This window comes from Sphingobacterium sp. JUb56 (genome assembly GCF_014191365.1).
GTDB lineage: Bacteria > Bacteroidota > Bacteroidia > Sphingobacteriales > Sphingobacteriaceae > Sphingobacterium > Sphingobacterium anhuiense.
In genome coordinates this window covers 465,499-486,687 of sequence record NZ_JACHWL010000001.1, presented here as the reverse complement: position 1 = coordinate 486,687, position 21,189 = coordinate 465,499, and the positions used below count along the sequence as shown (strand labels likewise).

Below are 21,189 nucleotides of genomic sequence, written 5' to 3'. Positions count from 1 at the left end.
AAAGAAATCTAAAACACTTATTTTCATCACGGTACAAATATTCAAAAATTACTTAAGAGACAGCTTTTCTTATTAGAGACTAGATAGCAAGGGAAGATATTTTCACCCTCAGAAGCAAAAATATCTTAACATATGCTTTATGCCAGGATGTTCTCTATTTAAGTTTAGAGTGACTACAATACATAAAAGACAATGAAACCTTGGCCCTTTCGACACGATAAATGTAGAAATCATTTTGCGCAAACGCAGTAAAGCAAAGCACAATGGCTTATTACTTTCTCCCTCCCGCCTACATATATCGCAATATGGCGGACTGACTATGCGCCTTTAGTCAATCATGATGCGCAAAGGCAATAAAGCAACGCGCTATGGCCGATTGGTTTATCTCCATAGCCATAGTGTCGTGCATTATGGCGATACATTTCGGTACTCTGGGTAGTTCATATTGCGACACGGCTTATTGAAAATTCTGGATGGCCTTTAAGTATCGCTACGTAACATGCTTTTAAGCTAATCCTATTTAACTATTAAGAATAAATGATTTACAAACAAGTAACATTGCAATACTATTTAGCCCCCTGTTAAAACCCAAAGTACTCCTCGCAGAAACTCTCTGCACCTATGGAAAGTGTTATTTTTACTCGAATCTATTCATAATCATCTTTGGGAGCTTATTTTTCAGTCAAACGAAACGAAAAATCCATGTAACAACTTTGCTTTGCAGTATGGTGAAATAAAATAAACAGAAGAATTTGTGCGCAAACTATACCGCGATAAGATCAATCACATGCTCCTCCTTTCCATGTTACGTAGAATAATGAGCTACTTTGAATATATAACAGTAAAAACATCCTCTTAATAGCGCAAATCATTAAAAAAACTAAGGCTGTCTCAAATAAATGAGACAGCCTTAGTTTTAAGCTATATTTTTAAAATCTCGTTTTATTTCGCGTAGGCGACAGAACGGATTTCACGAATAACAGTTACTTTAATTTGACCTGGATAAGTCATCTCAGTCTGAATTCGGTTTGAAATATCAGCGGCTAGAATCTCAGCCTGTGCATCAGATATCTTTTCACTTTCAACAATAACACGTAATTCACGACCGGCTTGTATAGCGAAAGTTTTTTCAACGCCTGGATAAGATAATGCTAGATCTTCTAACTCCTTTAGTCGTTTGATATAACTCTCCACGACTTCACGGCGAGCCCCAGGACGAGCTCCTGAAATAGCATCACAAGCTTGCACAATTGGTGAAATCATTGCTGTCATTTCAACTTCATCATGGTGAGCACCGATAGCATTACAAACATCAGGATGTTCTTTATACTTTTCAGCCAGTTGCATTCCCAAAATAGCATGTGGCAATTCTGGATTATCATCAGGCACTTTACCAATATCATGTAAAAGACCAGCACGTTTTGCATGCTTAACGTTTAACCCCAACTCTGCTGCCATTGTAGCTGCAAAATTTGCAACCTCACGGGAGTGCTGTAACAAGTTCTGTCCATAAGAAGAACGGTAACGCATACGACCGACCATACGGATCAATTCCGGGTGTAAACCGTGAATACCAAGATCAATAGCTGTACGTTCACCTATTTCAACAATTTCGTCTTCTATCTGTGTACGTGTCTTTGCAACTACCTCCTCAATACGCGCAGGGTGGATACGTCCATCTGTCACAAGACGGTGCAAAGCCAAACGAGCGATTTCACGACGAACAGGATCGAATCCCGATAAAATAATTGCTTCAGGGGTATCATCAACAATGATCTCAACACCAGTAGCAGCTTCTAATGCACGAATATTACGTCCCTCACGTCCAATAATACGGCCCTTGATTTCATCATTCTCAATATTGAAAATAGAAACCGTGTTCTCAATAGCAGATTCTGTAGCCGTACGTTGAATGGTCTGGATGACCACTTTTTTAGCTTCTTTTGTTGCTGTCAATTTAGCTTCATCAACGATATCTTTAATTTGGCTAATTGCTTGTGAACGTGCCTCTTCACGCAAAGAGTCGACCAGTTGATTTTTAGCTTCTTCCGCTGTAACTCCAGCAATACCTTCCAGTTGTTTAATCTGCTGTAACTTTAACTGCTCGACTTCCTCAGACTTACTTTCATTTACTTCAACAAGCTTTTCAAGCTGTTTACGGGTTCCATCTAATTCTTGTTTTTCGCGGTTTAAATTCTCAAGCTTCTGATTGACAGATTGTTCCTTCTGGCGTAAGGTATTTTCCTTTTGACTGATTGTATTATTTCGCTGACTGACCTCTTTTTCATGCTCTGATTTTAGCTGTAGAAACTTCTCTTTAGCTTCTAAAAGCTTTTTCTTTTTCAGATGTTCTGCTTCTTGATCTGCCTCTTTTATAATGCTTTTCACCTTTTCTTGAGCTTCTGCTGTTTGTTTACTAAACAAAAGAGCTAAAAGATAACGGCCAATTGCAATACCAACAATCAGAGAAAGTATGATATAAATTGCGATGTCCATGTAATATTAATTGTTTATATGTATTTTATTTATTTATAATTTTCAAAAAAAAACCGCAATTAAATAACGGGTATCTAATATTATTAAACTTCTATATCATATGATTAGGCTATGATCATGGTCCAGATGGCTTACGCAAAATGACCTACATCTTTTTCGCCTGTAATATTGAAGCGTTAAGTTTAAAATAGTGACAACCCGAATTCAACTGCGGCAAATTCGTTTAGTAAAGCGCTATAAAGAACGATTATTTTGTAAAGAAATTAGATAATAGCTGATCCAGTTCATGAACTGATTGCTCTAAACCTTGATCTTGTGTTTGAACTTGTCGCTCAGCTTTCAACATTCCTGTTGCGTACTGAAGGACGCACATTGACAATAAATCCTGTTTATCACGAACAGTATAGCTATCTTGTAACTCTTTTACTTTTTCATTAATCAATTTCGCTGCATGGCGGATTATCTCCTCCTCTGCTGTATCAACACGTAGCGGATACACACGATCAGCGATATTTATTTTGATGGAAATCTCTCCCATTGTTATTTGAGCTTTACGTTGTATTAGTAAGTTATCCTTGTACTACACTCTTCACTTACTTCAACAAACTAATACATTTGTCTATTTCTCGCACAAAATCGTTAATTTTTTGCTTTGTGTCAAGTATTTTCTCATTAATTGCATCCTTATCGGCTTCAGAACTATCAAGAGAACGAGCAACTGCCATTGCTTTCATTTGCTCCTCCATTTGCTTATTCTTATCGCTACTCGTATTGAAAGCGACTTGAAGCGATTGAACCTCTAATTTAAGTAAATCATTTTCTTCTTGCAAGACTTCGCACATTTGAATCAAGTTTTTCGTTTTCTCAACGATAATATTCATTTGTGAAGATAATGCTGCCATATACTAAATTTATACAATTAAATGTTATTATTCAAATTAACCACGCACTTCTGCGTTTACTTCTTTCTCAAAGTTAAGAATTAATTTTTGAACTATTGCGTCAATTTGTTTGTCCATTAAAGTTTTTTCCTCATCCTCGATAATAAAACTCAAAGCATATGATTTTTTGCCTACAGGAATCTTGTCTCCCTTATAAACATCAAATACTTTAACCTCTTTTAAGAGTTTACGTTCGGTTTTATGCGCGATTGTTTCCAATTGTTTGAACGTAACTGCTTCATCGATCAACAACGATAAATCACGTTTTACAGCAGGAAACTTAGATACCTCTTTAAACTTAATAACATTTTTACGGATGATCTTCAGTATTTGATCCCAGTCAAAATCAGCAAAAAACACTTGCCCATCGACGTCAGCTTTGGATAAAGAAACATCAGATACCGCTCCGAAAGTTACTAAAGGTTTTGTACCCTTCATATAACTTAATCCGTAAGCGAAATGATCGGTAGGTGCATCTTCCAACTGAAGTCCTTCAATTTTCAATCTTTTCAAAATAAGATCGACAACCGCTTTCAGATTGTAAAAATTTACCGATTGTTTACTATTGTTCCATTGCTCAACTTCCAACTTTCCACTAATAGCAATAGCCAAGTGCTGTTTCTCTTTATATCCCTCACCATCGATCGAATATGTTTTTCCAATTTCAAAAACCTTCAAATCAGAATTTCTTCTCTTTTGATTATAAGAAACTGCTGTTAAAGCTGAAAACAACATATTTTGTCGCATGGTATCCAAATCAGAACTTAATGGATTACACAAACGAACGGCGGTCGCTTCATCATTTACATAATCCAACTTCGTTAATGAATTCGAAAGAATTTCTCTAAAACCATTTGCAATAAGCAAATCTGCCAGTTGATTTAAAACAACCTCTTTATCAGGTTTTTCCGAAGTATTTAAAGATGACTTTATCTGTGGTTTCAATGCTACGTTATTGTAACCGTAGATACGCAAAACCTCTTCTATCACATCCACCTCACGCGTAACATCAACACGATAAGCAGGAACTAATACATCAATACTATCTGCCGATTCTTTTTCAATACCGATACCTAAGGCAACTATAATTGATTTTATTTCCTCATTAGGTATATCCTGACCGATTAATTTACGGACATTATGGTAATTGACATTAAAAGCAAATGGATTTATAACAGCAGGATAAATATCGGTAATATTAGAAGTGATCTCACCACCAGCGATCTCTTGAATCAGAATAGCCGCCTTTTTTAATGCATTAACGGTAATATTTGGATCAGTTCCTCTTTCATATCGGAAAGAAGAATCTGTTTTCAGATGATGACGCTTTGCTGTTTTACGTACTGAAACTGCATTAAAATATGCTGACTCTAAAAATATGTTTGTAGTCGATTCTGAAACGCCTGAATTAGCACCACCAAAAACACCAGCGATGCACATTGGCTTCTCAGCATCGGCAATAACAAGATCTTCAGCAGAAAGCTTACGCTCAACACCATCTAAAGTGACAAAAATCTCATCTTGTTTCGCTTGTCTAACAGTAATTTTATTACCTGCAATCTTATCTTGATCAAAAGCATGAAGTGGCTGACCCAAGTCATGTAATATAAAATTAGTAACATCAACGATGTTATTAATGGGACGAATACCGATAACGTTTAAACGCTCCTTTAACCAATCAGGGGATTCAGTTACTTTAACACCTGAAATATTAATTCCTGAATATCTTGGACTGCCGGAATGATTTTCTACAATTACTTCTGTATTGACACCAGACACTTCTTTAAATTTAGAAAGATCAATTTGCTTCATTTCAGATCTAAAATATGCGGCAATATCACGAGCGACACCTAAATGTGAAGCTGCATCTGCACGATTCGGAGTCAAACCAATTTCATATCGGTAGTCATCTTCGATCTGATAAAAATCTTTGACAAGTGTACCAACCCCAGCATCTGAAGGAAGTTCTACAATACCTGCATGCGAATTGCCTAAACCAACTTCATCCTCCCCGCAGAGCATTCCTTCAGAAACTTCACCACGGATTTTTGATTTATTGATCTTAAAAGGCTCACCGCTAGTTGGATGAACTGTTGAACCAACTGTCGCAACAATAACTTTTTGACCGACTGCTACATTTGGAGCTCCACAGACAATATTTAACAACTCGGGCTGACCAACATCAACCGTTGTAACTTTCAATTTATCTGCATTCGGATGTTGTTCGCATGATTTTACTTCCCCTATGACCAACCCTTCTAAACCTCCTGGTATACTTTGGACCACATCTAAAACCTCAACCTCTAATCCTACGTTAGTTAGAATCAAAGAAAGCTCTTCTGGTTTTTTATCAATATCGATATGATCTTTAAGCCACTTATATGAAATATTCATTTTAGAATCTTATTTTACGCACAAACTTAGATAAATTTGCTCTGATTCGCAATATAATTACAGTCTTATCCATGCAAATTTATCGTTTTATCCTCTACCCTTGAGAGTTTATTACTACCTATAATATTAAAATTTGTATGTAAATAACCAATTCAGTTTTATAGACTGGCTCAGTTTCTATATTTAAGTAATAAAAAAAGAGAACGTATGGGCAGCTCATTTACAGCATATAAAACTTAAAATCGTAAGTACTTCAAAAATTAAAAAGAAGTTGAGATCAAGCAAAAGATGAACCGCTTAAGAGTAAAAAATATTTTTACGATTATTTAGCACTTTTCATTCCTAATAAGTCAAAGGATTAACGTAAATTTGTATTTTAATTTGAAGAACGTTCAAAACTTACAGTTATAATGATTCATTTCTTTGTGAACCCAAGCGACATCGTTTACGGTGTGCAAACCCTACAAGATTTATCAACCGATGATATCTCTAAACTAAACTGGCTATTTGGAAACGCTACCAAAATCGAAAAAGCAACCTTAAACGATTATTATGTTGGTCCTCGTGCAGCTATGATTACTCCATGGAGTACCAATGCCGTAGAGATAACCCAAAACATGGGTATTCAAGGGATTATTCGAATTGAAGAATTCCATAAGGCACAAGCTGATTTTATCGATTTCGACCCAATGATTTCTCAAAAATATGAGTCATTGACACAAGAAATGTATACCATCAATATTGCTCCTGAATCTATTTTAGAAATTGAGGATATTGATGCTTATAACAAACAAGAAGGTCTTTCTTTAAATCCTGAGGAAGTTCAATATCTTTCGGACTTAGCAACAAAATTAGATCGTAAGTTAACCGACTCAGAAGTATTTGCCTTCTCTCAAGCAAATTCAGAACACTGTCGCCATAAAATATTCAACGGTACTTTTATTATCGATGGCGAAGAACAGCCGACATCGCTTTTCAAATTGATTAAGAAAACATCTGAAACAAATCCCAACGAAATCGTTTCGGCATATAAAGATAACGTAGCTTTTGTTAAAGGCCCACGGATCACCCAATTTGCACCACAATCTGCAGATAAGCCAGATTTTTACGAAGAAAAAGAATTTGACTCTGTACTTTCTGTAAAAGCAGAAACACATAATTTCCCAACTACCGTTGAACCTTTCTCAGGAGCAGCAACTGGTTCAGGAGGTGAAATTCGCGACCGTTTAGCTGGAGGACAAGGATCATTACCTTTAGCAGGAACAGCGATTTATATGACGTCTTACTCCCGCTTAGAAGAAAACCGTCCTTGGGAACAAGCGATGGAAGAACGTCCATGGTTATACCAAACTCCAATGGACATTTTAATCAAAGCTTCCAACGGTGCTTCAGATTTTGGCAATAAATTTGGACAGCCTTTAATAACAGGATCGGTCTTAACATTCGAACATGAAGAAGATGCCCGAAAATTAGGATTTGACAAAGTAATCATGCAGGCTGGTGGTATAGGCTATGGTAAATTGAACCAGGCAAAAAAACATACTCCAAAAATTGGTGATAAGATCGTTATACTGGGTGGTGAAAATTACCGTATCGGTATGGGAGGAGCAGCAGTTTCTTCTGCTGATACAGGAGCTTTCGGTTCCGGTATTGAATTAAATGCAATTCAACGTTCAAATCCAGAAATGCAAAAACGTGCCGCAAATGCAGTTCGTGGAATGGTGGAATCCGATCACAATCCAATTGTATCTATTCATGATCATGGTGCAGGAGGTCACTTAAACTGCCTTTCAGAACTAGTAGAAGAAACAGGCGGCCTAATTGATTTAGATGCACTACCTGTAGGTGATCCTACCCTATCAGCAAAAGAAATTATCGGTAACGAATCTCAGGAAAGAATGGGATTAGTGATCGGTGAAAAAGATATTGACACGTTAAAACGCGTTGCCGATCGCGAACGCTCTCCAATGTACACTGTTGGCGATGTAACAGGAGATCACCGTTTCACTTTCGAATCAAAAACAACCGGTGAAAAACCAATGGATTATGCCTTAGAAGATTTCTTCGGGTCATCTCCCAAAACAATTATGAAGGATACAACTGTCGTTAGAAATTACGCAGATGTAAATTACAGCACTGAAAATATCCCAACTTACCTAAAACAAGTGCTGCAATTAGAAGCAGTAGCCTCTAAAGATTGGTTAACCAATAAAGTTGACCGTTGTGTTGGCGGACGTGTTGCTAAACAACAATGTGTTGGTCCATTACAATTACCATTGAATAACGTGGGAGTAATGGCATTAGATTACAAAGGTAAAGAAGGTGTAGCAACTACAGTAGGTCATTCTCCCGTAGCAGCAATTATAGACCCTGCAGCGGCAAGTAGAACGGCTATTGCCGAATCATTGTCAAACTTAGTATTTGCTCCTATTAAAAATGGTCTTGCAGGTGTATCACTGTCGGCAAACTGGATGTGGGCCTGTAACAACGAGGGTGAAGATGCTCGCCTTTATAAAGCTGTCAAAGCATGTTCAGATTTTGCTTTGGAATTAGGAATCAATATCCCTACAGGAAAAGATTCACTATCGATGAAACAAAAATACCCGAACGGTGACAATGTCATCGCTCCAGGTACTTTGATCGTTTCTGCAGCTGGTAACTGTACGGATATTACAAAGGTTATAGAACCTGTGCTAAATAAAAATGCTGGTTCTATATACTATATCAATCTATCAAAAGATAGTTTCAAATTAGGCGGTTCTTCATTCGCTCAGATCTTAAACAAGATTGGTAAAGAAGTTCCAACCATTCAAGATGGAACATATTTTAAAACGGCTTTTAATACGATTCAAGATTTAATAAAAGCTGGACAAATTGAAGCTGGTCATGACATTGGTTCAGGAGGTTTAATTACGACTTTATTAGAACTGACATTTGCAGATGTAAACTTAGCTGCAAATTATGATTTATCAAGCTTAGGTGAAGCAGATACTGTAAAAGCACTATTCAATGAAAACATTGCTGTTGTTTTACAGGCAAAAGATGACGCTACATTTGAAAGTACTTTCGCCGCTGCTGGTATTGATGCTGTTAAGATTGGAGAAGCAATCTCAGGTGCAGAAGTTTCCTTCAAAAATAATGCTGACACGTTTACTTTCAATGTTGTAGAAACTCGTGATACTTGGTATAAAACGTCTTTCCTATTAGATTCAAAACAATCTAAAAATGGAACTGCTCAAGCTCGTTATGATAATTACAAAAATCAGCCATTGAATTTTGTATTCCCAAATCACTTCACGGGGTTGAAACCTGCAATAGACGAATCAAAACCTAGACCAAAAGCAGCTATCATTCGTGAAAAGGGTTCAAATTCTGAACGCGAAATGGCAAATGCGATGTTCTTAGCGGGATTTGATGTAAAAGATGTCCACATGACTGATTTAATTTCAGGACGTGAAACACTAGAAGACATTCAATTTATTGGTGCTGTTGGGGGATTCTCGAACTCTGATGTTCTAGGTTCTGCAAAAGGTTGGGCTGGTGCATTTTTGTACAATGAAAAAGCTAAAACGGCATTAGAAAATTTCTTTAACCGTCCTGACACCATGTCGGTAGGTATTTGTAACGGCTGTCAATTGTTTATGGAATTAGAATTAATCAACCCAGAACACGGAGTTCATGGTAAATTACTTCATAATACTTCACAGAAACATGAATCTAATTTCTTATCCGTTACCGTTCAAGAAAACAACTCGATCATGTTATCAACGTTAGCTGGTACAACATTAGGGGTATGGATCTCACATGGTGAAGGTAAATTCAATTTACCTGAAGAAGAGTCACAATATAATATTGTTGCTAAGTACGCTTACGATCAGTACCCTGCAAACCCTAATGACTCTGATTATAATACAGCTATGCTTTGTGACAAAACTGGTCGTCACTTGGTAACCATGCCACATATTGAGCGCTCAACATTCCAATGGAATTGGGCAAATTATCCGAAGGATCGTCAAGATGAAGTGACACCTTGGTTAGAAGCATTTGTAAATGCCCGTACTTGGATTGAAAAAAATAAAAAATAGTTTTCTATACGGAAAAAATAAAAAAACCTCTTGCATGAATTGCAGGAGGTTTTTTTTGAATTGATATAATCAATATTAAATCTTTCTCTCATAACCAGGTCTATTCATTAAATTATCTAATGAATATTTACCCGAACCCATAACAAGAAATAAAATAAGCAAAAGTAGAACAACAATGGACAACCATAATTCTCCATTAAGAAAACTAAATCCATGCGTTAAGTTTACAAAAAATACAGCACCAAACAAGATCGGCAAAAGAACTAGACAAGCTAACCTGGTCTGGAAGCCAAAAATAATAAACATCCCACCGACAATCTGGGCAAAAACAATATAATGCACCCCTCCCCAAATATAAAATGTATAGTTAACTTGCTGCACCAAAGAACTAACCCGATCTAGATCACCAACAAAGCTCATTCCTTTGATTAAAATTAAGAATCCTACAGCAATCCGTAGGTAATCTATCCATTGCGGATGATGCGTATCACCCCAATGCTCAATTTTGTGAATAAGGTTCATAATATTATTCCTTTCTTATTGATTTATAGCTACAACAAACCTAAATTAGTTTTGTTTTTATATAATTTTCAACAAAGAATAATAGCTGTTTTTAATAAAAAAAAGTAATTTTAATATATTGCTAATATAAATAGATGTATCCTTATCATAATAAAATAAAACAGCGTATTGCTAATGGAGAATTCATTACATATGAGTATGTACCGAAGTACAAACAAATTGCACCATGCATGTTGCTATACTTTAAAACTGAACCGTACATTCGGCCGATAAGAGAACATCGGTTCCAAGAATATGAACAAATATTCCGGACTTTAAAGCAGGAATTAGAATGTCCAAAAAGTAAATAGTCTATTTGGGATAAAAAGGACCATCAATTTTTGATCAATGCTTAATGATATGCGGAACAAATCGACTCTTATCCGTGGTGATGGGCATAGTCGATTCTCTAAAACTTATACCACACGGTTCCTGTCCAATAATCCAGCTGCCTATGATAGAAAAACCCGATTCTTCTTTATGAAGTGTGGCCAGCTCTTGATAAATATACCCTTCATGTCCATATGCACCAGATGTTGAATAAATGAGCTCCTTATCATAATACATTGCGATATTAGCACCCTCCCTGGATAGAATAGGTTTTTTAATGTAATTTCTAAGTGTTCTCTGCTCTTCAAAATAAGCTGGCAATAAGTTATCATGATGCGGAAACAAATTCCATAATATGGGTAAAATAGCTTTGTTAGACAGTATCATTTTCCATGAAGGCTCTATCCATTGAGTTTTATTGATATCATTGAGGATATGGTGCCCAAACTCCTCATGTACCATCCATTCCCAAGGATACAATTTAAATATAGATTGGATCGAGTCACCCTCTAAATCAATAAATGAATTTCCATTCCAACCAATATCGTCGACGTAGATCAATTGTGTTTGGATGCCAGCTTGTGTGGCCGTATCTCTTAAATATTCTACATTGGTCAGATCCTCCAATGTCTCCTTTGCACAAGTGAAATACAAAATATCACCTTTGAGATAAGGTTTAATATCTTTCCAAGAAGTGATCAATTGCTCATGTACGCTATTAAACTGATCGACTGATTCTGAAAAATAATGGTTTTTCCAATACCACTGGACAATGCCACACTCAAATAAAGAAGTCGGTGTATCTGCATTAAACTCCAGTAACTTTAATTTTCTTTTACTGCTATCATAAGCAAAATCAAAACGACCATAAATTGAAGGAGATTCACTTTCCCACGACTGTTCGATATGAGGTACCATATGATCGGGAATATGAAATAAAGCGTAGAGCTTATTTGCAATCACATGTTCAACTGCTTTTAGACACATATCCCAAACCTCAGCTGTTGCTTGATAAATAGTGTCTGCTTCATTACTAGTGATTTCGTAGTAATAATTATCTATCCAGTAAGGTTCATCATGATCCGAATGATAACCATATCCAATAGCCGTTAATCTAGATTTCCAATTTGGATCAATCGTAAGATGTTTAATTTTCATTATGAACCGACAGAAGAAGAGTGGGAAGAAGCAGCAGTATTGCCAAAACCACCTCGCTTTGCTTGATATGCAGCAGATTTTTTAGCATTAGTACCAGAAACAGAACTGGGATTTAGATTATTGTTCGCATATCCCATTCCTCCCCCAAGATGTCTAAAGGCCATAAACCACAAAAGAGAAGACCCCATACCTCCGCCCGTACGATGCTGATCCTTATAATCATTTGTAACTTCTGTATAAGGAGCAGTAGAATCAGCACGCATAAAAACACGCTGTTTATTTTTATCCTCCGGAGGAGACTGAGCAGTTCCACATGAGGCCAAAACGGAAGTAATTAATACTAATTTAATCGCTGAAGATGTTTTTTTTCTCATAATTACTGCACGGTTACGTAAATAGGAACTTCACTAAGTGTTTGAGCAGAATCCCCAACACTCCAGGTATTCACTTTCTTTGCTGTAATGATCGTATCACTTTGAGAAGCAATTTGCTCTCCATTAAACCAGATATGCTGTTTAGTAATATGCAGGACTGAATCACCCTTCACTTCGGTCACTAAAACCACTTCACGAGCAGACTTTTTATCTAACTGCTCTAATGGCTTATCTTGTTGCGCATTGGAACAACTCATGAAAACCATGACTGGAAGTACGAATAAAATATATTTCATTTCAACGGAATTTAAACAAGAAGAATACTGCTAGCTTAGAAAATAATAGGGCAATTTACAAAAAACTAAATACAAAACATTAAAAAAAAACAGTACTTAACGAACGTTTAAAACGATAGATAATGATTTGATTAAAATTCTTTATCGTATGTACGATTCCAATGTTTATTGCTGTCCAAAGGAGTTGGAATAACACGATACTCAAGGTTTATTCCATTTAATCTTCTTTTTTTGATCCGTTTATTTACTTCGTTAATAAAGGCAATATGGGTAATTCGGTAAGTTCCAAAACTTGTTCCTCTTATATCTTCTCTATCCAACAAATCCTCAACCAATTCAAAATTAAAAAAGCATCCTAAATAATCCTTCCAAAAGAAAATAGGATTGTCAATTTTATCCAAATAACTGTCTTCAGGATAACATAATTCACCATCCTCAACTTCAAAGTGGTCGGATAATACCTTATTTGTATGAGCTACAAACTCTTTCGCAACTTCTTCATCTTCGATTGGAAGAAATGAAATTACATCTTCCTCCTCTAAGCTATCAAACATCAAATGATTATTGAAGCAATGAATCAATTCGGGCAATAATTCCACCACATCATTATACATTTTTCCCATCTTGCAAAGATACAAACATTCTATCATTACATAATTATTTTTAGCTAATGATTCTATTTACATCAAATTGCATGTAAATTTATGCCATGAAAGCACAAAGAATATTTTTCAGCATCCTAGTTATATTTTTATCCCAACTTTGTTTTGCTCAAAAAGTTGAAACTAAAAACCTTAAAAATGGTGATCTTATCTTTGTAGAGGCGGAACAAGAAAATCTATCTGGAGCTATAAACCGTGTGACACAACGTGACAAAAAAAATTCTTTTGATCACATTGGACTCTTAGAAGTTGAGCATGATTCTATTTTTGTTTTACACGCAAGTTCCAAAAATGGATCCATACGTCAAAACTTAAAAGATTTTTATGATTCTCAAAAAAATAATCAAAACAATTTAGTCGTTTACAGACTAAAAAAAGAATATCAGAAAGCTATACCCCTAGCGATAAAAACTGCAAAAAATATGCTGGGAAAACCGTACAATTGGAGCTATATTTTAAATGAAAACACTTACTATTGTTCCGATTTTATCGAAAGAGCTTTTAGAAAATCTCAAATTTTTACCTTAGAGCCCATGACCTTCATCAATCCTGCTACGGGTGAAATAGACAACTTTTGGAAAGATTTTTATAACAAACAAGGACTGGAAGTTCCTGAAGGAAAACTAGGTTGCAATCCCAATGGATTGGCAGCGTCAGAAAAATTAACAAAAATCGGTTTTCTAACACCCTTAAATTAATTAGAATATCATTAAAATTAATTTTTATCGTAACTTACGACCACCATCAAACATACAAATTATATGAGTCCAAGCCTAATCAACACGTTGAAGAAGCAATATAAAATACTTTCTGGAAAAATATCATCATTCAAGATCGAACATAAATGTCCACATGTTTGGTACGGAAATTCTTATGGTGGATTTTTTGTCAATCCAGATCTGCTGCATCCCGATGCGATTGTATACTCTTTTGGAATAGGACAAGACACTTCTTTTGATGATGCCATTATACAAAAGCACAATTGCCATGTCCATGGCTATGACCCAACACCGAAATCAATTGAATGGATAGCGCAACGATCAGATCTATCTCCCAAATTTCATTTTCATCCGTTCGGATTGGACAAGGAAACCAGAATAACCCATTTCAATTTACCAAAAAACAAAGAGCATGTCTCCGGCTCCATCATTAACCATCAAAATGTTGATGAGAATAATATGGTAGAAGTACAAATGAAATCACTTATAGATATTGTATCTGAAAACAACCATAGCTACATCGATGTGCTAAAAATGGATATTGAAGGCTCAGAATATTGCGTCATAGAAAGTATTCTAAATTCATCCATCGAGATCCGCCAGATTTTATTAGAAATACACGAAAGATTTTTTGATAATGGAATTGAAAAAACAAAAGAGTTATTAAACTCTTTACATCAACATGGATACAAAGTATTTGGGATTTCTGATACTTTAGAAGAAATTTCTTTTATTAAAGTCTCTAGTTAATATCATTTCAGAATTAATTATCTCATGGACATTTTCAAGGATTACATAAAAAAAAGAATAGCCGTTACAGAAGAACAACTTGAACAGATCACGTCTAGTTACACCCAAACACATGTAAAAAAAAAGAGCTTCATTCTGCGGGCAGGGGAAATATGCAATTTTGAAGGATTTGTAAAGAAAGGCTGTTTTAAAATTTTCTATTTGACTCCAAATGGAGAAGAACATATTTTATACTTCGCTATAGAAGAATGGTGGATATCAGATATTGCCAGCTTCAATGATCAAGAACCCGCTCAATTATATATTCAAGCTTTAGAAGATTCTGAAATACTAATAATCTCGAGAGAACAGAAAGAAAAACTCTTCACTAATTGTACTCAAGTAGAACGGCTATTCAGAATTATGTCCCAAAGAGCTCAAGTAGCATCACAACATCGCATCATTGCGGCTCTGGGATTTACGGCACAGGAGCGCTATCTGGATTTTATTAAACGTTATCCAAAAATATACCCCAGAATATCTAATTTGCAGCTCGCATCTTATATCGGAGTTACACAAGAGTTTTTAAGCCGATTAAAAAGGCAGATCCTAAAACCAAAAAAATAGTACATTTTATTGATGTAGGTCAATTTTTAAAACAGCATTATTCGTCATCTTTGTACAAGTTAATACAACAATTTATTTGTTTATCGACAAACATTTTGAACAAGATTACTGTTAAAAAAGATAAAAAGAAAGATTATGAATAATTTATTGAAAATTGTAGCAGCCACAGTCTTAATGATCAATGGCGCCTTAGCACAAGTAAAATGGAGTGCAGATCCTGCACATACAAACGCAAGATTTGATGTAAATCACTTAGGGATAAGCTTTGTCGATGGTGAATTCACGAAAGTATCCGGATCCATTGATGCTCCGAACAAAGAAAGTTTTGATAATGCAAAATTAGATTTCACGATTGATGTCAACAGTATTGACACACGAATAGATGCTCGTGACGGCCATTTAAAATCAGATGACTTTTTCAATGCAGAGAAATATCCAACAATGAAATTAAAATCTGTTTCTTTTAAACAGGGTAAAAAAGGAAAATATGTATTAATCGCCGATCTAACAATCAGAGATGTGACAAAGAAAGTTACTTTTGACGTTACTCAGAACGGAGGAATCATTACTGATCCTTGGGGAAAGACACGGGCTGGTTTCACTGCGAAAACTACTATTAATCGCTTTGATTTCGGAATGAAATATAATGATAAATTACCATCAGGGGTTGAAGCTGTCGCAGCAGATGTGGCTATCACAGTAAATACAGAAATCGTACTGAATTAAGAAAATAAACAGATAAAAGCCCTTAAGTAAATACTTAAGGGCTTTTATTTTAAAATCCATTCATCATGCCACCGTCAAGTGGAATATTGGATCCCGTGAGGTAGCTCGCATACTCAGAACAGATGAAGGCGACAAGATAACCGTACTCCTCGGGTCTGCCCAATCTATTCATGGGAACTTGCTTCAATCGCAAAGACAAAGCCTCTTCATACGGTATATCTAGACGCTCCGCATCCATCTGTGTCAATGATTGAATGCGCGCAGTATCAAATAGACCTGTCAATACACTGTTAACTGTTATATTATGAACGGCAACATCTTTCGCTAATGATTTGCTCCAGCTCATTAATGCCGTACGCACTGTGTTCGATAATACCAAATTTGACATTGGCTCTTTTACAGTTAACGAAGAAACATTAATGATACGCCCATAACCCGCACTTTTCATATGAGGTAATGCCAGATCTGTCGTATAACAGTGAGTCTTAAATAATAAGTCAAATGCCCGTTGATAGTCTGCTAATGATTGATCTGCAATAGTGCCGGCCTTCGGACCATTGGTATTATTAATCAATATATCAACAACATGATGAGTAAAATACTGGGATATTACACGTTGGTATTCTTCAAAATCATTAAAATCTACGACAAGATAACGGTGCTGCTGTCCTCTACTCCTATCTAATGTAGCAAGTGCAATTTTCAGCTTCTCTTCATTTCTAGCCATTAAAGTGACAGATGCACCATGTAAGGCTAATTGTTGTGCTATTGCGCAACCTATACCACCAGAACTGGCACCAACCAATGCTTCCTTATTTTCTAAATTTATTTGTATCATATTATTTTATATCATGTCTAACCTCTATTGACTAATCTCGATTTTTAGCACGTATCATAGCTATAAATAGATAAATCGATAAAGAAAAAGAAGTTCCTAAAAACACCCATGCCCAAACTGGAATTCCTAAAAATTTAGGCTCAACATGCGCGATAATAACCATACCTGCAAGCATATTCAAGGACAAAACCATAATTCCGATTACAATACGGTTAACGCCTTTTCTTAAGATCTGGGTAAATGACTTAGCACTGATCAAGTGGTGATTAAGCGTGAAATTTCCAAGCTTTATTTGCCTAAATAAGCCTCTAAGATCATCAGGAAGTTTTTCAATATCACGAGCAAAAGAAAAAGCCTTATTCTTCCCTTTTTCAAATAAATATTTTGGATCCATTCGCTCCCGCATAATACGGTTTGCAAACGGTCTTATACTCTTCATAATATTCAAGTTTGGATTGAGTTGTCTGCCAATTCCCTCCATTAATGATATGCCTCGAATAAGCTGATAGATATATTCAGGAAAATAAAGACGGTTATCCCCAATGATCGTCCATAATTTATCAAATAATGACTCCAAACTGATATCTCCCAATGAGACGTTATCAATCAGATCAAAAATCTCATACAAAGAACGTTCAAATCTAGCACGATCAGGAATATTACTCACAACCGCCACATCTTCTATCGTATCAGCTAGATGCATCGCATTGGAAGAAACTGCCGCCTGGATAAACTCTTCTAAATTTTGTCGGTCTATACCTAACAATTTACCCATATTTCCAAAATCAATAAAAGCTAGTTTACCATTTGGAAGCACAAGTAAATTACCAGGATGAGGATCGCCATGAAAGAAACCATGTACGATCACCTGTTCTAAATAAAGATTGATGCCATTATCTACAATCTCCTCTAAATCAAGCCCCATAGACTGCAACTTCTCCTTATCCGTCACTTTAACACCGTCCATAAATTCCATTGTCAGGATACGATCAGAACTTATTTTCGGATAAACTTTAGGAACACTGATTTTGCTGTTGCCCTTAAAGTTTTTGGCGAAACGCTCTATGTTATGACGTTCATTTAACAGCGAAATTTCCTGAACCAAGGTGGTTGCAAAAGAGTCAACAATTAATGGTAAATTAAGGTTGTGCAAAGGTTCACTATAGCCTACCAAAATCCGGGCAATATCTCGCATTAAAGATAAATCCGTTTTCAGAATCTCATCGACTTGAGGCCTACGAACTTTAACAACAACATCTTTTCCATCCATGAGTTTCGCCTTATAAACCTGGGAAATAGAAGCGGCGGCAAAAGGTTCTGGATCAATAGAAGCGAAATGATCATCAAAAATAATATCCAGTTCCTCTTCAATATAACTTTTGATATCAATGCTAAATGGATCAACACGATCTTCCAAAAACTTCAATTCTTCAATAAGCTCTTGTGGCAATAAACCCTCGCGTGTAGAGGCAGACTGCCCAAGCTTAACAAATGCTGGCCCCAACTCTTCCAAGGCCATTCGAATACGTCTGTAAACGGAAATATTCTCGACATCAACACCTATTTCTAAAGAAGTTTTACCGGTATTCCAGGGGAGTCTGTTTAAGATATCGCGAAATCCATATTTAGCAAGTACGCTAATGATATGAGAACTACGCTGTATTTTTTTAGCTGAATGCTGCATCATAACCTTTTATTCGATTAGATCATCAAGATACAAAAACCTTGCCCACAAATCGAATTGAGAAACTCTTTTAAAGATTGATAACTCAAAATAAAACAGTTTTATTACAATTACTCTTCCTCTAGGGCATCGATATTTTTTTTGATCATTTTCAAATATTTGCCATAGTAGTAATAACTCATAGACTCAATACAAACAACCAAACAAATCAAACCTGCAAAAACCCCAAGAATAAAAAATATGATAAACGAGGAATCATTTTCCCAAGTAGCACCAAAATGATAAATCTTATCTGCCCACTCCGCAGAATGACCTAAAGAGAAAAATATGAAACAAATAAGAATTCCCTGAGGAACTAATAAATAAGAAGACATTTTATAAGTTTCAATCGAAAATTTTAAATCGTAATACAACTTTAACAGATTTTCACGGGAACTTAATAGTTCAAATTGCTTTGTGGTTTTATAAAAATAAAAAAACTTTTTATAGTAAAATAGACTGGATATGCACATTTGAAGTAATAAAAAGTAATAGGCAACTTTTGTATATCCTGTGATCATATAGGTATCAATGTTGGGCAATAACATCAAAAATGTAATTGCACACAACCATGAGAAAAATTCCATTTTAATATTTCTCCTCAGTTTCACAAGAATGCTACCAACGGATTTATAATGATTAAGATTTGGATCAATCTCAAAATTATTTTCCGCTTGATTATTCCATTGTTCTTTTAATTCATCAAAATTCATAACCTTGTGTTTTAATAATCTGTTGCAATTTTTCTTTGGTTCTGTTCAATTTAACACGTGCATTTACTTCAGAGATACCGAGATTAATAGAAATATCGCGATGACTTTGTCCTTCCAAAAACAGAAAGATTAATGCTTTCTCTACAGGATTCAGATGTTGAACTGCTTGATAGAAATAACGTAACTGCTCCTCTTTTCTTTCCGAATCAAATTCATCTACGACATCAATATCAACAGTAAGCTCATGCTGATCAGGCCGGCGTTTCTCCTTTTTGAAATACATGAGGGCAGTGTTAATTGCCACACGATACAGCCAGGTAGAAAATAAACTCTCCTTCCTAAAGGAGCCATAAGACCGCCATAACTGCATAACAATTTCCTGAAATAAATCCTGCTGATCCTCTAAGTTGTCCATATACATTCGAGACACCTTAATGATAGCACCTTTATTCTGCTCTATCTGTCTTAAAAATTGCTGTTCGTCTGGCTTTATCATTAATCGTGTAGCCTCTTAATGTAATTAAGTTTAATATACAGGATTAGTACCGCATTTTTGAAAATGTTACAGTCAATATTTAAAAAAAAGAATCTTTTGCATTTTATTCACTATTTTAGGTTGAAAACAAAAAATATCATCGTATGGATAAAATATTTTTTAAAGGTCAGGTATTATGGGCGCAGATTGATCCAAATCGGCATTTACGTCACTCCGCATATGCAGACTTCTGTGCACAAGCAAGAAGCAATATGTTAAATAAAATTGGATTATCTCTAGAGCAATTTGCTAAACATCACATAGGCCCCATCCTATTTAGAGAAGAGCTACTATATCATAGAGAAATTCATCTCGATGAAGAAATTTATGTTGAAGTAGAATTAACCAAATTCAATATTTCCAATAGCCGATTTTCTTTTAGGCATATCGTTTTTAAAGCAGATGGAACAAAAAGTGCTACCATTAATGTCGATGGTGCTTGGCTAGATTTAGAAAAAAGAAAATTAACATTCATTCCTCAAGAATGGAATCATTTTATGGATAAAATTCCTAAAGCGGACGATTACACAGAAATTTTAGAATAAAAAAAGCTTCAAGGAATTTACTCCTTGAAGCTTTTTTCAATAAACACATATTACTTAACTTCTATTAATCTTTTTGCTACAATAGCATCTTCTCTCTTGCCCACTGTCACTACTAAAACACCATCTTCGTAGACCGCATCAATATTGCTGTGATCTACCGTTTCAGGCAATGCAAAAGATCTTGAAAAAGAAGTGTAATTAAACTCTCTTTTACTAAATAATTTCTCTTCACTTACTGACTCTTCTTTTTTCTCAGCAGATATAGTTATTATTTTTTTATCTACATTGATCTTAAAATCAGACTTCGTTAAACCTGGAGCAGCCAGCTCAATACGAAAAGCCTTTTCTGTCTCCGAAATGTTCACCGCCGGAACGCGGGAAATCAGACGATCCGAAATAAAAGAATCGTTAAACAAATTATCAAACACTGTACTTACAAATGGATTTACAGAATCAGTATTCAAGCTTTTTGTTGGAAATTTAATTAATGCCATTTTTTGTCCTCCTTTTATGTTTATACTTTATTTTTTATTAATCAATTTACATCAGTATTTCAATTCCCATACCAAAACATTAAAACAAAAAATACATAGACAAAATGTCTGAATAACTTATTTAAAGTTGACAATATGTCACTTTCGATATAAAGAAAGAAAATAACAAACTTAAAATCAAGCAATTTGAAAATAAAACTTTATTATCAAAAAAATATAAATTGTTTACACTTAGTTTTCAGC

At 35.4% G+C, this 21,189-nt stretch carries 20 protein-coding genes; 6 read left to right on the top strand and 14 right to left on the bottom strand.

What is annotated here, in order from left to right; all coding sequences use genetic code 11:
- Positions 1-942: 942 nt before the first annotated feature.
- From rny to pheT, 4 genes are all read right to left on the bottom strand, one after another.
- A complete protein-coding gene (rny, locus tag FHR29_RS01725) occupies positions 943-2,496 on the bottom strand; it encodes a ribonuclease Y (protein WP_132772610.1) in 1,554 nt (517 codons plus the stop codon).
- A 247-nt stretch (positions 2,497-2,743) separates the two neighbouring features.
- Positions 2,744-3,034, bottom strand: a complete 291-nt coding sequence (locus FHR29_RS01720) for a cell division protein ZapA (protein WP_021191210.1) — start codon at positions 3,032-3,034, stop codon at positions 2,744-2,746.
- A gap of 55 nt (positions 3,035-3,089) precedes the next feature.
- Positions 3,090-3,398 (bottom strand): hypothetical protein, encoded by a 309-nt coding sequence (locus FHR29_RS01715; RefSeq protein WP_021191211.1) that lies wholly within the window; start codon positions 3,396-3,398, stop codon positions 3,090-3,092.
- A gap of 36 nt (positions 3,399-3,434) precedes the next feature.
- A complete protein-coding gene (gene pheT, locus FHR29_RS01710; RefSeq protein ID WP_183912003.1) occupies positions 3,435-5,831 on the bottom strand; it encodes a phenylalanine--tRNA ligase subunit beta in 2,397 nt (798 codons plus the stop codon).
- Between the two features lie 410 nt (positions 5,832-6,241).
- Here pheT and purL point away from each other — a divergent pair, with 410 nt between their 5' ends.
- Entirely contained in the window at positions 6,242-9,916 is a 3,675-nt protein-coding gene (gene purL, locus FHR29_RS01705) for a phosphoribosylformylglycinamidine synthase (RefSeq protein ID WP_183912001.1), read from the top strand.
- 75 nt (positions 9,917-9,991) lie between these two features.
- Here purL and FHR29_RS01700 read toward each other — a convergent pair whose 3' ends face one another.
- From FHR29_RS01700 to FHR29_RS01680, 5 genes are all read right to left on the bottom strand, one after another.
- On the bottom strand, positions 9,992-10,438 hold the full coding sequence (locus FHR29_RS01700; protein ID WP_132772605.1) for a DoxX family protein: 447 nt from the start codon (positions 10,436-10,438) through the stop codon (positions 9,992-9,994).
- 384 nt (positions 10,439-10,822) lie between these two features.
- The gene (locus FHR29_RS01695; RefSeq protein WP_183911999.1) at positions 10,823-11,965 is read right to left on the bottom strand and encodes a glutathionylspermidine synthase family protein; all 1,143 of its coding nucleotides are present in this window, start codon (positions 11,963-11,965) and stop codon (positions 10,823-10,825) included.
- Positions 11,965-12,339 carry a hypothetical protein gene (locus FHR29_RS01690; RefSeq protein ID WP_132770120.1) on the bottom strand — a complete coding sequence of 125 codons (375 nt, stop codon included), beginning with the start codon at positions 12,337-12,339 and terminating at the stop codon, positions 11,965-11,967. The genes FHR29_RS01695 and FHR29_RS01690 overlap by 1 nt, the downstream gene beginning before the upstream one ends.
- Before the next feature lie 2 nt (positions 12,340-12,341).
- Positions 12,342-12,635: a hypothetical protein gene (locus FHR29_RS01685; protein WP_021191215.1), complete on the bottom strand. Its 294-nt coding sequence runs from the start codon at positions 12,633-12,635 to the stop codon at positions 12,342-12,344.
- Between the two features lie 131 nt (positions 12,636-12,766).
- Positions 12,767-13,258 (bottom strand): hypothetical protein, encoded by a 492-nt coding sequence (locus FHR29_RS01680; RefSeq protein WP_021191216.1) that lies wholly within the window; start codon positions 13,256-13,258, stop codon positions 12,767-12,769.
- A gap of 86 nt (positions 13,259-13,344) precedes the next feature.
- Here FHR29_RS01680 and FHR29_RS01675 point away from each other — a divergent pair, with 86 nt between their 5' ends.
- The 4 genes from FHR29_RS01675 to FHR29_RS01660 all read left to right on the top strand — a co-directional run bounded on the left by FHR29_RS01675 (position 13,345) and on the right by FHR29_RS01660 (position 16,098).
- Positions 13,345-13,995, top strand: a complete 651-nt coding sequence (locus FHR29_RS01675) for a YiiX/YebB-like N1pC/P60 family cysteine hydrolase (RefSeq protein ID WP_183911997.1) — start codon at positions 13,345-13,347, stop codon at positions 13,993-13,995.
- 63 nt (positions 13,996-14,058) lie between these two features.
- Complete coding sequence (locus FHR29_RS01670; protein WP_132770124.1) at positions 14,059-14,766, top strand: FkbM family methyltransferase; 708 nt, start codon at positions 14,059-14,061, stop codon at positions 14,764-14,766.
- 24 nt (positions 14,767-14,790) lie between these two features.
- The gene (locus FHR29_RS01665; protein WP_132770126.1) at positions 14,791-15,372 is read left to right on the top strand and encodes a Crp/Fnr family transcriptional regulator; all 582 of its coding nucleotides are present in this window, start codon (positions 14,791-14,793) and stop codon (positions 15,370-15,372) included.
- A gap of 135 nt (positions 15,373-15,507) precedes the next feature.
- The gene (locus tag FHR29_RS01660; RefSeq protein WP_132770128.1) at positions 15,508-16,098 is read left to right on the top strand and encodes a YceI family protein; all 591 of its coding nucleotides are present in this window, start codon (positions 15,508-15,510) and stop codon (positions 16,096-16,098) included.
- Between the two features lie 49 nt (positions 16,099-16,147).
- Here FHR29_RS01660 and FHR29_RS01655 read toward each other — a convergent pair whose 3' ends face one another.
- From FHR29_RS01655 to FHR29_RS01640, 4 genes are all read right to left on the bottom strand, one after another.
- Positions 16,148-16,936 carry an SDR family oxidoreductase gene (locus tag FHR29_RS01655; RefSeq protein WP_206368487.1) on the bottom strand — a complete coding sequence of 263 codons (789 nt, stop codon included), beginning with the start codon at positions 16,934-16,936 and terminating at the stop codon, positions 16,148-16,150.
- Between the two features lie 31 nt (positions 16,937-16,967).
- Positions 16,968-18,623 carry an AarF/ABC1/UbiB kinase family protein gene (locus tag FHR29_RS01650; protein WP_168127441.1) on the bottom strand — a complete coding sequence of 552 codons (1,656 nt, stop codon included), beginning with the start codon at positions 18,621-18,623 and terminating at the stop codon, positions 16,968-16,970.
- 107 nt (positions 18,624-18,730) lie between these two features.
- The gene (locus FHR29_RS01645; RefSeq protein WP_132770132.1) at positions 18,731-19,372 is read right to left on the bottom strand and encodes a hypothetical protein; all 642 of its coding nucleotides are present in this window, start codon (positions 19,370-19,372) and stop codon (positions 18,731-18,733) included.
- A complete protein-coding gene (locus FHR29_RS01640; RefSeq protein ID WP_221197784.1) occupies positions 19,362-19,868 on the bottom strand; it encodes an RNA polymerase sigma factor in 507 nt (168 codons plus the stop codon). The genes FHR29_RS01645 and FHR29_RS01640 overlap by 11 nt, the downstream gene beginning before the upstream one ends.
- A gap of 143 nt (positions 19,869-20,011) precedes the next feature.
- Between FHR29_RS01640 and FHR29_RS01635 the strand changes: the two genes are divergently transcribed.
- On the top strand, positions 20,012-20,452 hold the full coding sequence (locus FHR29_RS01635; protein ID WP_132770134.1) for a thioesterase family protein: 441 nt from the start codon (positions 20,012-20,014) through the stop codon (positions 20,450-20,452).
- Positions 20,453-20,502: 50 nt separating this feature from the next.
- Here FHR29_RS01635 and FHR29_RS01630 read toward each other — a convergent pair whose 3' ends face one another.
- Positions 20,503-20,946, bottom strand: a complete 444-nt coding sequence (locus FHR29_RS01630) for an Hsp20/alpha crystallin family protein (protein ID WP_021191225.1) — start codon at positions 20,944-20,946, stop codon at positions 20,503-20,505.
- Between the last annotated feature and the right edge of the window lie 243 nt (positions 20,947-21,189).